Consider the following 12,542-nt stretch of genomic DNA (forward strand, 5'->3'; position numbering starts at 1 on the left):
GTTAAAAACTTGATTTAATCACAAAGAAAGCCCTTACAAAATTTCTTTAGATACTATATTATCATATTTTATCATTTAACGCATTAAAGAATTGATAAATATTGTAAAAATATTGTGAAGGAGTGAACAACTTGAATATCCGTCCAAATATCGGGATTTTAAATGCGCTAATTCGGATTACATTTGGGTTAACTATTCTTGCTTGGAGCACCTCGAAGCTAGTAAAGCGTCCTTGGAGAGATTCTTATTTATTGGCTGCCTTTTTGGGTGCAATGAAAGTAGCAGAAGGCATTGTTCGCTTTTGCCCATTAACCGCATTATATGAACAATATCAGTGTAAAATGCAGGTTGATGATCCTGCCAACGAGTCAAGGAATAGCATGGAAGGCTTAGAAGATTTTGATGGAGAAGAGGTACTGCCTTATAATCCGTCTTAGATGTTGGATCAGGTTTAAGGGCTTCAACAATTCTTTTACGTTATGATTCTCGTCGTATCGAAAGGGAAAATGGGTTCATTGAACTCTCAATGCGACCTTTTTCGTCGTTCGAAAGAGAATTCGGGTTCATAGAATCTTTCTACGCGACCTTTCTCGGCGTTTGAAAGGGAATTCGGGGGCATAGAGCCTCTCTACGCGACCTTTCTCGTCATTCCGAGAAGAAATTGGGCTCATAGAACCTCTCTACGCGACCTTTCTCGTCGTTCGAGAGGGAATTTGGGTTCATAGAACCTCTCTACGAAACAAAGAACTTAATTTGGAATGAGCCAAACAAAAAAGCTAAAAAAAACAGAGGCTAACTCAATGCAAAGGGGCTGGCATAAGCCCCTGACTTGAGTCAGCCTCCCTGATAGGAGTCTATGATAATGTTTTGGGAATACGTAAGTCATATGTCGTTTGTGTTGATTGTGATTATCGGCAGCATTGTAGCCTTACTCTATACCTATATGCGCCGCTCCAGTAAAAGACGAGCCCGTTAGCCAATAACGGGTTGAATTGCTTTTCCCCCAATATCTTTTCGATAAAAAATCCCATCACATTGAAGCTTTTCCATCTCTTGATAAACCTTTTCTTGCGCTGCCTGCAGCGTTTCTGCCTTCGCACCAACAAGCAGGACCCTTCCGCCATTTGTAACAAATTCACCGGATGCATTTTTCAAAGAACCCGCATGAAAAGTAACCACTTCATCAGTAATATCATTCAATCCTGTAAGCACTGCACCTTTTTCATAATGATCAGGATATCCCTTTGCTGCCACAACGACACCAACCATTGCCTCTTCCGACCATTCGAGCTGAGGACAGCCACCCTGCAATAGTTCTACAATCACTTGAACCAAATCTGATTGTAATCTTGGTAAAACAATCTGGGTTTCCGGGTCTCCGAAGCGAGCATTAAACTCGATGACCTTTGGACCCTCTGCTGTTGCAATTAACCCGGCATATAATACACCGCAAAAGCTTCTGGCTTCCTGCACCATAGCCTTGGCAGCCGGGATTAAGACGGTCTCAATTGCCGTTTCTACCGTGTCCCTGCTAATTTGGTGAACAGGTGAATAAGCGCCCATTCCACCTGTATTTGGCCCCTGATCCCCATCAAACGCTCGCTTATGGTCTTGAGCGATTTCCAGTGGAACGACCACATCACCTTTCACCAATGCCATAAGCGAAAATTCCTCACCGCTTAAAAATTCCTCGATGACTACTCGGGAAGAGGCCGCACCAAACCTTGCCCCAACAAGCATTTCCTCTAAACTCGCCAAGGCTTCCTCTTTGGTGAACGCAACTGTTACACCTTTTCCCGCTGCTAAACCATCGGCTTTTATAACAATAGGCGCCCCTTTTTCTTCGATATAGTCACGCGCTTCTTCAAAGGAAGTAAATACAGCATAATTCGCCGTCGGAATCTGATACTTTTTCATCAGTTCTTTCGCAAAGGATTTACTTCCTTCAATTTCTGCCGCCACTTGACGAGGACCGAAAACAAGTAAGCCCGCCGCCTCAAACTTGTCAGCCAGTCCTTCTAAGAGAGGTACTTCCGGTCCGATAATGGTTAAGCCCACACCCTGCTCCACGGCAAACTGAATGAGTTGTTCGTGCTGTGACTCACCAATAGGAACCAACTCAGCCACATCCACCATTCCGTCATTTCCAGGTGCGGCAAAGACTTTTTCGACCAACGTGCTTTCACTTACTTTCCGGCATAAAGCATGTTCTCTCCCACCGCGTCCAATGATTAAGACCTTCATCCTACACACCCCCACTTAGTGTTTAAAATGTCTTACTCCGGTGAACACCATGGCAATTCCATATTCATCCGCTTTCTTAATGGAATCCTCGTCACGGATTGAACCACCTGGCTGAATAATCGCTGTAATACCTGCCTTAGCTGCTACTTCAACAGTATCATCCATTGGGAAAAAGGCATCTGAAGCAAGGGCTGCACCTTGTGCTTTTTCTCCCGCCTGTTTCAAAGCAATTTCTGCTGCTCCCACACGGTTCATTTGGCCAGCACCAATTCCGATCGTCATTTCCTCGTTCGCCACAACAATGGCATTGGACTTTACATGCTTCACAACCTTCCAGCCAAGCTCTAATGCTTCCCATTCCGCATCTGTCGGCTGTCTTTTCGTCGCTACTTTAACAACAGCATCATCTAGGGTAAAGCGGTCCTGGTCTTGAACGAGTAATCCGCCTTCGATCGTTGTCATTTTCTGTTCCTGCTTCTTCACACCATCAAATGAAATTGTTAACAAGCGAAGGTTCTTTTTACTTGTTAGGATGGATAATGCTTCCTCCGAAAAGGACGGTGCAATGATAATTTCTAAAAAGATTTCGTGAAGTTTTCTAGCTGTTTCGGCGTCTACTTCCCGGTTGAAAGCAATAATTCCGCCAAAAATCGATACAGGATCTGCTGCAAATGCTTTATTAAACGCGTCCAAGCTTGTTGCCCCTGTACCGACTCCGCATGGATTCATATGCTTCACAGCAACAGCCGCTGGCTCAGTGAATTCTTTTACAATTTGCAGTGCTGCATCGGCGTCATTGATATTGTTGTAGGAAAGCTCTTTACCATGAAGCTGCTCTGCGTAGGCAATCGAAAACACAGAACCAAGAGGCTTTTTATAAAAAGCAGCTTGTTGATGGGGGTTCTCTCCATATCGTAAGGTTTGCTTTAATTCATATGTAACGGTTAATTTTTCTGGTGTCTCTTCCTGAGCTAAATCTGTCATGTAACCTGCAATGAGTGCATCGTAGGCTGCCGTGTGACGGAACACTTTCGCCGCTAGCTTTCTTCTTGTTTCGATTGTTGTTTCTTCATTCGCCTGCAACTCCGCAATCACTGTCGGGTAGTCAGTGGGATCCACTACAACCGTGACATATTGATGGTTTTTCGCTGAGGCACGAAGCATCGTTGGACCGCCAATATCGATATTTTCAATCGCGTCCTCCACTGTTACATCTGGTTTTTCAATGGTTTGCTGAAATGGATACAGATTAACGCAAACAAGCTGAATTGCCTCAATTCCATGTTCATCCAGCTGTTTTTGATGTTCCACATCATCTTGTTTGGCAAGCAGACCACCATGAATAAACGGATTTAACGTCTTAACGCGTCCTTCTAAAATTTCCGGGAATCCAGTGACATCACTCACGCCCAATACAGGAATCCCCTGTTCGTGAAGCATCTTTTTCGTCCCGCCGGTTGAAATGATTTCAAAGCCAAGCGAAGCTAGTTCCTTGGCAAATTCTCCTACACCGGTTTTATCAGAAACACTAATAAGTGCGCGTTTTTTCTTCATGAATGACCTCTCCTCTGGTTAATAGCATTTGTAGAATAGATGGGTAGAGCTTATGTTCAATCGCTTGAATCTTCTCTTGCAGACTTTCACGTGTCTCCTGATCCTCTAAGCGAATTCGTTCCTGCACAATAATGGGTCCCGTATCCATGCCTTCATCCACATAATGAATGGTAACCCCACTCCATTTAGCTTTAGCAGCCAAGGCCTGACCAATGGCATCTTTGCCAGGAAAATCCGGAAGCAAAGAAGGATGAATATTGACGATTTGACCCTCGAACTCTTTTAGCAAGGTAGGACCAATCAAACGCATATATCCAGCGAGGACGATAAAATCGATATTCCTTTCCTTTAGAAGAAAGGAAATTTCTCGCTCATAATCTGCCTTACTCGGATAATCCTTTGCCCGAAACACAAAAGTTGGGATGCGCGCCATTCTCGCCCTTTCAATCACATACGCTCCTGGTTGATCGCAAATTAACAATGATAGATCGGCCTTCAAATCCCCAGATTGAACTTTATCTACGATCGCCTGAAAATTACTCCCGCTTCCTGATGCAAACACAGCAAATCGTTTCATTCCCACTCACCAAGTCCTTTAATGTGAATGCCTTCTTTGTCAGTGACTACGCCAATTTCATAAGCCGTTTCCCCAGCTTCTTGGAAATGCTGGACTAATTCTGCGGCATGTTCCCGATCAATAGCGACCACCATTCCGATACCCATGTTAAACACATTATACATCTCTTTATATCCAATTTGTCCAACCTCAGATATCAGCTTAAACACGGCTGGAATATGCCAGCTTTTTTCAATCAACTCTGCACCAAGACCAGCAGGGAGCATCCGCGGAATATTCTCAATAAAGCCTCCGCCTGTGATATGTGCCATTCCTTTTAACTTGAATTTTTGTAATGCAGACAAAATAGGCTTTACATAGATCTTAGTCGGTTTAAGTAATTCTTCCCCTAATGTACACTCTAGTTCATTCACGTATTCAATCAATGACCAGTTGTTAAATACTTTTCTGACAAGGGAGTAGCCATTACTATGGATGCCGCTTGACGCTAATCCGATTAAAACATCCCCTGCCTTGATGTCCTCACCCGTAATTAGCGCTTGTTTTTCACACGCCCCAACAGTGAAACCGGCTAAATCATACTCGTCTTCACGATAGAGTCCCGGCATTTCTGCTGTTTCGCCGCCAATCAACGCACATCCAGCCTGCTCACAGCCCTCTGCAATGCCTTTTACAATGGCTTCGATTTTTTCCGGAACTGCCTTTCCACACGCAATATAATCTAAAAAGAAAAGAGGTTCTGCTCCTTGCACAACGATATCATTCACGCACATGGCAACCGCATCAATCCCAATGGTTTCGTGCTGGTCCATCATAAAAGCTATCTTTAATTTTGTCCCAACCCCGTCGGTGCCTGACACCAGAACTGGCTCTTTCAAGTTGAGAGCGGACAAATCAAATATTCCCCCGAATCCACCTAAGCTGCCGATAACACCGGCTCTTGCTGTTTTTTGGACATGTTTTTTCATACGTTCCACCGCTTCGTATCCTGCTTCGATATTTACGCCTGCTTGTTTATACGCGTTTGTCATGCCAGTGCTCCCTTCCTATTTTTGATAATAATATTGGAGTGTATCTGGATAAATTTCAGTTGGATAATTTCCGGTAAAGCAGCCAAGACAATAGCCGTTCGTGCCTTCCTGACCGAGCGCATGCATCATGCCATCTACTGTTAAAAAAGTTAAGGAATCGGCCCCAATCAGCTGACGAATGTCCTCGACCGATTTATCTGAGGCAATTAATTCTTCCTTCGTTGAAGTATCAATACCATAAAAACATGGATTTTTAATCGGAGGAGAGCTAATCACCACATGTACCTCTGTTGCTCCTGCCTCCTTTAGAAGCGAGACAATTCTTCTGCTCGTGGTTCCACGGACAATCGAATCATCAACCATGACGACACGCTTTCCTTCGACTACCCCGCGAACCGCTGACAGCTTCATTTTTACCCCTTGTTCCCTTAGTGTTTGAGAAGGCTGAATAAATGTCCTCCCCACATAGCGGTTCTTAATTAAGCCCATTTCATAGGGGATTCCCGCTTCTTCCGCATAGCCAATAGCGGCAGAAATACTCGAATCTGGGACCCCTGTCACGACATCCGCATCAATAGGGGCTTCAAGTGCTAATCTCTTTCCTAGATTTTTTCGGGCTGTATGCACATTGATTCCATGAATATTGCTATCCGGTCTAGAAAAATACACATATTCCATCATACAAATGGCTTTCGTGGTACTGACAGCAAATCTCTCAGAGGTTAATCCGTTTTCATTAATAATCAGGAGTTCTCCCGGCATAATTTCGCGGATATATTCCGCACCGACCACATCAAACGCACATGTCTCAGAAGCCACAACGTAAGCATCCCCTAACAAACCAAGCGAAAGAGGTCTCAGTCCATGCGGATCAAGGGCCACCATTAATTCATTTTCCGTCATAATTAAATAGGCGTACGCCCCTTTTAGCATGGAAAGCGCATTTTTTACGCGATCATTTAGATGTGGATAGCCGCTTCTTCGAATGAGATGGGCTAATACTTCCGTATCAGAGCTTGTTTGAAAAATACTTCCCTGCGTCTCAAGCTGGTGTTTCAAGGAATTGGCATTGACTAGGTTTCCATTATGGGCAAGGGCAAGACTGCCGCTTTGCGAATGGAACAAGAGGGGCTGGACGTTTTCATAACCGCCCCCTCCTGCTGTCGCATATCGAACATGACCGATGGCAGCCGAACCGGTTAATTTTGTCATCGCTTCAGTTGTAAATATCTCTGACACCAATCCCTCGCCTTTTACACCTTTGAGTGTTTTCCCATCAGAGACAACGATGCCGGTTCCTTCTTGGCCGCGATGCTGCAAGCTATGAAGTCCGTAATAGGTTAACTGGGCCGCATCCGGATGTCCCCAGACACCAAAAATACCGCATTCTTCATTTAATCCCTTGATTTCAGCAAGCATGCGATGGCTCCTTTCCAAGCAGCTTTCAGTTCGTTTACTGAAGCTTCGAGAACTGTTTCCTTTTCAGTGGACACGCGTAATGTTCCAGAAGCATTTACCTGACCGATTAGCTTGGCTTCTACAAAACGTTCAAACGCTATTTGATTCTCTTCTTTTACCGTTAATAGAAAGCGAGATTGCGTTTCACTAAATAAGGCAGTGACAGGGTCTCCTATAATGATGACTTCGGCACCGAACTGCTCGTTAGCAAATAAACATTCAGAAAGGGCCACACCCAAGCCGCCTTCAGACAGGTCATGTGCAGATTGAACCAACCCTGCACGAATCACCGCTAGGATTGTCTCTTGTCTTTCTTTTTCAATAGTTACATTTAATTCAGGCGCTTTTCCAAAAATCTGACCATGTAGCAATTTTTGCAGTTCACTACCGCCAAACTCAGGGTTCGTCTCACCAACGAGGTAAATGAGATCCCCACTGTTTTTAAAATGTTGCGTAGTAATATGGTCAATATCGGTTACTAAGCCCACCATACCAATAACTGGTGTCGGATAGACTGCCGTACCGCTTGTTTCGTTATATAATGACACGTTCCCGCCGATGACAGGAGTTTGGAGGACGCGACATGCCTCGCTGATTCCATCCGCTGCTTTTTCAATTTGCCAGAATACCTCTGGCTTTTCTGGATTTCCAAAGTTCAGGTTATCGGTAATCGCTAACGGCTCTGCACCCGAACAAATAATGTTACGCGCCGCTTCCGCCACGGCAATTTTCCCGCCTGTTTCCGGATCCAAATAGACATAGCGTGAGTTGCAATCAACGGTCATGGCTAAAGCCTTCCTTGTTCCGCGAATCCGAAGAACCGATGCATCTGATCCAGGAGAAACAACCGTGTTGGTGCGAACCATATAGTCGTATTGCTCATACACCCATTCCTTGCTGGCAACGGTTGGCTGGCTCAGAATTTTTACAAGCGTGTCCTTTAGATTATCCACTTGAGGAATTTCCGCATCAATTGCTTGAAATTCCTTAAAATAGGCCGGCTCTTGAAATGGCTTATGGTAAACTGGTGCATCTTCTGCTAGAGCATCCACCGGAACATCTGCCACCGTTTCCCCTCTATGGATTAAGCGCAGTTTCTTATCGGATGTTACTGTTCCAATCGCCACTGCTTCTAAAGCATATTTTTCAAATAGAGATGTAATTTCCTGCTCTCTTCCCTTTTTAACGACGATCAACATGCGTTCCTGTGACTCAGACAGCATCATTTCATAGGCAGTCATCCCTGTTTCCCGCTGCGGGACAAGGTCTAAATTCATCTCAATGCCCATTCCCGCTTTGCTTGCCATTTCTGCAGAAGAACTTGTTAGGCCAGCTGCCCCCATATCCTGAATCCCTACGAGTGCATCGGATTGAATGAGCTCTAAGCAAGCTTCTAAAAGAAGCTTCTCCATAAATGGATCGCCTACTTGAACTGCAGGACGTTTTTCATCGGATTGTTCGTTCAATTCCTCGGAAGCAAACGTAGCGCCGTGGATTCCGTCGCGGCCTGTTTTTGCTCCTACATACATCACCGTATTACCGACACCATGAGCCAGACCCTTTTTAATATCCTTATGGTCAATAAGGCCGACGCACATCGCATTCACCAGCGGATTGCCTTCATAGCAAGGCTCGAACTGAATTTCGCCGCCAACCGTTGGAATGCCAATACAGTTGCCATAACCGGCAATCCCAGCAACAACCTCTTTAAATAGATAACGAACACGTTCCGAATCGAGCTCACCAAAGCGGAGCGAGTTTAATAGAGCAATAGGACGTGCGCCCATGGAAAAAACATCACGGATAATCCCGCCGACACCAGTTGCCGCCCCTTGATACGGTTCGATCGCCGATGGATGGTTATGGCTTTCAATTTTGAAAACTACGGCCTGGCCGTCGCCGATATCAACGATCCCCGCTCCTTCACCAGGACCTTGAAGTACTCTATCACCCGTTATCGGAAATTTTTTCAGCACCGGCTTTGAGTTTTTATAGCTGCAATGCTCCGACCACATGACTGAAAAAAGACCTGTTTCCGTATAATTAGGCGTACGGCCTAAGAGCGATTCAATCATTGCAAATTCTTCATCGGACAAACCCATTTGCTGATAGATTTTTTCTGTTTTAATTTGGGTAGGATTTGGTTCAAGCGTTAACAACATGTGCTTCCCTCCAAGCCTTTACAATTGATTGAAACATTTTTAGTCCATCCGCCCCGCCTATCAGCTCATCCACTGCTCGTTCAGGGTGCGGCATCATTCCAAGGACATTTCCTTTTTCGTTCACGATTCCAGCGATGTTTTCGAGACTTCCGTTCGGATTTTCCTGATAAGTAAATACGATTTGGTTATTCGCTTTTAGTTTCGCAAGCGTTTCTTCATCACAGTGGTAATTTCCTTCTCCGTGCGCAACAGGGATCGTGATTGCTTCTCCTTGTTGATAGTCGGCAGTAAACATCGTTTGGTTGTTTTCCACTCTTAGTTGGACCGGCTTGCAGATAAAGGAAAGACTCTCATTCCTGCGCATCGCTCCAGGCAACAGCCCGGCCTCAAGAAGAATTTGGAATCCGTTACATACACCCAGGACTGGCTTGCCTGCTTCGGCGGCTTTTACGACCTCTTTCATGACCTTGCTAAAACGAGCGAGTGCACCTGAGCGGAGGTAATCTCCATAGGAGAAACCACCAGGCAGCAAAATTCCATCAAACTCATCTAAGCTCTCAGTATCGTGCCAAACATATTCCACTTGCTCACCCAGTTCATCTTTTATCGCATGGTACATATCAATATCACAGTTCGAGCCTGGAAAAACGATCACCGCAAACTTCACTGAGCCACACACTCCTCTACCTCATATCGATAGTCTTCGATCACTGGATTGACAAGTAGGCTCTTGCACATTTCATTTACTATTTCATCAATATCCCGCTCTGATTTTTCTACGGTTAGTTCCATATATTTTCCGATTCGCACATCGGCCACTTGCTTGTAGTTTAGTGAATGCAGTGAGTGTGTGACTGCTTTTCCTTGAGGATCTAATACACTTTCTCTAAGAGTGACATATACCTTAACTTTATACATGCTGATGACCTCCGAGTCTCTCTAAAATAGTTTCATAGGCTTTGGTTAGACTACCTAAATCACGACGAAAAACATCCTTATCGAGTTTTTCGTTGGTTGCTTGATCCCATAGTCGGCACGTGTCAGGGGATATTTCATCGGCAAGGAGAATGCTTCCCTTTTCGTCTTTACCAAACTCCAGCTTGAAATCGATGAGACGGATACCTAGTTCTGAAAAGAAGCTGGATAAAATAGCATTTATCTCGAGTGTTTTGCCTCGTAAAATATAGATTTCTTCTGTTGTAGCGATATTTAGCTCAAGAATATGGTCAATTGTGATGATTGGATCGCCTAATTCATCATCCTTTAGATAAAATTCCACGATCGGTGTAGTTAGCTTTTTACCTTCTTCGATTCCCAATCTTTTGGAGAGACTTCCTGCTGCGACATTGCGAACTACTACTTCAAGCGGGATAATGCTTACTTTTTTCACAAGTTGCTCCGTTTCTGATACGCGCTCGATAAAGTGTGAATCGATCCCGTGTTCTTTAAGCTTTAAAAATAACAAACTAGTAATCTCGTTATTTAATCGGCCTTTGCCGGCAATGTCTGCTTTTTTTTGCCCGTTGTATGCGGTGGCGGAATCCTTGTACTCGACCAAAACAGTGTTATCGTTGTCTGTTGTGTAAATGCGTTTCGCTTTTCCTTCGTATAGCAGTTCTTTCATGTGTTGGTTCACTCCTCATTCGCAATATTGGGAATCTTCAGACTGTAAATAGGCTGGTTGTGCCCTGTTCCTTGGTTTATTTTTGGTTGGGGGTCACGTTTTGATGTTTTACGCGACCGCCAACCCTTTTTTTCTTTGTTTGGGGCTCGTAGATCCTTTCTACGCGACCGTTACCCCTTTTTTTCTCTGTTTGGGGCTTGTAGATCCTCTCTACGCGACCTTTACCCCACTTTTTTCTCTGTTTGGGGCTCGTAGAACCCTCCTATGCGACCGGCTACTCTCTTTTTTCTCTGTTTCGGGCTCGTAGATCCTCTCTACGCGACCGTTAATCCTTTTTTTCCTCTGCTTCGGGCTCGTAGAACCCTTCTACGCGACCGGCTACTCTCTTTTTTCTCTGTTTCGGGCTCGTAGAACCCTTCTACGCGACCGTTAACCCTTTTTTTCCTCTGTTTGAGGCTCGTAGAACCCTCCTACGCGACCGGCTACTCTCTTTTTTCTCTGTTTCGGGCTCGTAGATCCTCTCTACGTTACCGCGAACCCCTTTTTCAAGATAGTTCGGGCTCATAGAACCCCTAGCCTAGCTTCTACACCTTCACCCATTCAACCCTAATCGGTCAAAGATCGTATCTACATGCTGTAGATGGTAGTTATAGTCAAAGCAATCGGCAATTTCAACCGGTGACAGCAACGAAGCAATTTTACCATCTGCTTCAATCAAGTCACGGAATGGAACCTGATTCTCCCACGCTTCCATCGCCTTCGGCTGTACCGTATCGTACGCCTCTTCACGTGATAACCCTTTATCAATCAGCGCAAGCAACACACGCTGTGAGTAAATCAAACCAAGCGTCCGGTCCATATTGCGCTTCATATTTTCCGGATACACAGTAAGATTTTTAATAATATTACCAAATCGATTTAGCATATAATTCAAACCAATCGTCGCATCCGGCAAAATGATTCGTTCAGCAGACGAATGAGAGATATCACGTTCATGCCACAGTGGCACATTTTCATATGCAGTCAACATATATCCGCGTAAAACACGAGCAATTCCCGTCATATTCTCGGAACCAATTGGATTCCGTTTATGCGGCATTGCTGAGGAACCCTTTTGACCTTTTGCAAAAAATTCTTCTACCTCACGCGTCTCACTCTTTTGCAATCCGCGAACCTCCACTGCAAACTTCTCAATGGACGTCGCAATCAAAGCAATCGTGGACATATAGTGAGCATGGCGGTCACGCTGCAACGTTTGCGTTGAAATCGGTGCCCGTTGTAGCCCTAATTTTTCACAAACATACTGTTCAACAAACGGGTTGATATTTGCATATGTGCCTACCGCACCAGAAATTTTGCCAAATTCAATTCCTTCTGCAGCCTGCTTAAAGCGCTCTAGATTCCGCTTCATTTCTTCGTACCAAAGCGCAAGTTTCAGCCCGAATGTCGTTGGCTCTGCATGAACACCGTGAGTTCGGCCCATCATAACGGTCATTTTGTGTTCGATGGCCTTGTTCTTTAGAATCTCAACAAAGTTTTCCAGATCTTTTAGTAAAATCACATTGGCCTGCTTTAAAACATAAGAAAGCGCCGTATCTACCACATCTGTGGACGTTAATCCGTAATGCACCCATTTCCGCTCTTCCCCTAATGTTTCGGACACCGCACGGGTAAAGGCCACCACATCGTGCCGTGTTTCTTCTTCAATTTCCTTGATACGCTCAATATCGAAAGACGCGTTTTGGCGTAATTTTTCCACATCCGACTTAGGAATATCACCTAGCTCCGCCCATGCCTCACAGGCTAGAATTTCTACCTCCAGCCAGGCATTAAAGCGGTTCTCCTCTGTCCAAATGGCACCCATTTCAGGTCTTGTGTAACGATCAATCATG

The 12,542-nt window shown here is 44.8% G+C and carries 12 protein-coding genes; 2 read left to right on the plus strand and 10 right to left on the minus strand.

All coding sequences use genetic code 11. The features are described 5' to 3' along the window. The first annotated feature begins 131 nt into the window (after nucleotides 1-131). Together RCG25_RS24465 and RCG25_RS26130 are read left to right on the plus strand one after the other, a co-directional pair. Complete coding sequence (locus RCG25_RS24465) at nucleotides 132-437, plus strand: YgaP family membrane protein (RefSeq protein WP_308081405.1); 306 nt, start codon at nucleotides 132-134, stop codon at nucleotides 435-437. Between the two features lie 425 nt (nucleotides 438-862). Further along, a complete protein-coding gene (locus RCG25_RS26130) occupies nucleotides 863-976 on the plus strand; it encodes an EYxxD motif small membrane protein (RefSeq protein ID WP_374121015.1) in 114 nt (37 codons plus the stop codon). On the opposite strand, the gene purD is transcribed toward RCG25_RS26130, so the two are convergent. From purD to purB, 10 genes are all read right to left on the minus strand, one after another. Then, nucleotides 973-2,244, minus strand: a complete 1,272-nt coding sequence (purD, locus tag RCG25_RS24470; RefSeq protein ID WP_308081406.1) for a phosphoribosylamine--glycine ligase — start codon at nucleotides 2,242-2,244, stop codon at nucleotides 973-975. The two genes, RCG25_RS26130 and purD, sit on opposite strands and share 4 nt — an antisense overlap. Before the next feature lie 15 nt (nucleotides 2,245-2,259). Further along, nucleotides 2,260-3,798: a bifunctional phosphoribosylaminoimidazolecarboxamide formyltransferase/IMP cyclohydrolase gene (gene purH / locus RCG25_RS24475; protein WP_308081407.1), complete on the minus strand. Its 1,539-nt coding sequence runs from the start codon at nucleotides 3,796-3,798 to the stop codon at nucleotides 2,260-2,262. Then, nucleotides 3,773-4,375: a phosphoribosylglycinamide formyltransferase gene (purN, locus tag RCG25_RS24480; protein ID WP_308081409.1), complete on the minus strand. Its 603-nt coding sequence runs from the start codon at nucleotides 4,373-4,375 to the stop codon at nucleotides 3,773-3,775. Before purN ends, purH begins: the two co-directional genes overlap by 26 nt. Next, nucleotides 4,372-5,406 carry a phosphoribosylformylglycinamidine cyclo-ligase gene (gene purM, locus RCG25_RS24485; RefSeq protein ID WP_308081410.1) on the minus strand — a complete coding sequence of 345 codons (1,035 nt, stop codon included), beginning with the start codon at nucleotides 5,404-5,406 and terminating at the stop codon, nucleotides 4,372-4,374. The genes purN and purM overlap by 4 nt, the downstream gene beginning before the upstream one ends. A 15-nt stretch (nucleotides 5,407-5,421) precedes the next feature. Beyond that, nucleotides 5,422-6,825: an amidophosphoribosyltransferase gene (purF, locus tag RCG25_RS24490; protein WP_308081411.1), complete on the minus strand. Its 1,404-nt coding sequence runs from the start codon at nucleotides 6,823-6,825 to the stop codon at nucleotides 5,422-5,424. After that, nucleotides 6,801-9,026 carry a phosphoribosylformylglycinamidine synthase subunit PurL gene (purL, locus tag RCG25_RS24495; protein ID WP_308081412.1) on the minus strand — a complete coding sequence of 742 codons (2,226 nt, stop codon included), beginning with the start codon at nucleotides 9,024-9,026 and terminating at the stop codon, nucleotides 6,801-6,803. The genes purF and purL overlap by 25 nt, the downstream gene beginning before the upstream one ends. Then, nucleotides 9,010-9,693 carry a phosphoribosylformylglycinamidine synthase subunit PurQ gene (purQ, locus tag RCG25_RS24500; RefSeq protein ID WP_308081413.1) on the minus strand — a complete coding sequence of 228 codons (684 nt, stop codon included), beginning with the start codon at nucleotides 9,691-9,693 and terminating at the stop codon, nucleotides 9,010-9,012. Before purQ ends, purL begins: the two co-directional genes overlap by 17 nt. Beyond that, nucleotides 9,690-9,944 (minus strand): phosphoribosylformylglycinamidine synthase subunit PurS, encoded by a 255-nt coding sequence (gene purS / locus RCG25_RS24505; protein WP_308081414.1) that lies wholly within the window; start codon nucleotides 9,942-9,944, stop codon nucleotides 9,690-9,692. The genes purQ and purS overlap by 4 nt, the downstream gene beginning before the upstream one ends. After that, entirely contained in the window at nucleotides 9,937-10,650 is a 714-nt protein-coding gene (gene purC, locus RCG25_RS24510; RefSeq protein WP_308081415.1) for a phosphoribosylaminoimidazolesuccinocarboxamide synthase, read from the minus strand. Before purC ends, purS begins: the two co-directional genes overlap by 8 nt. Nucleotides 10,651-11,242: 592 nt before the next feature. Further along, a complete protein-coding gene (gene purB / locus RCG25_RS24515; protein WP_308081416.1) occupies nucleotides 11,243-12,541 on the minus strand; it encodes an adenylosuccinate lyase in 1,299 nt (432 codons plus the stop codon). Nucleotide 12,542 lies beyond the last annotated feature (1 nt).

Origin of the sequence: Neobacillus sp. PS2-9 (assembly GCF_030915525.1) — a bacterium.
Lineage (GTDB): Bacteria > Bacillota > Bacilli > Bacillales > Cytobacillaceae > Neobacillus.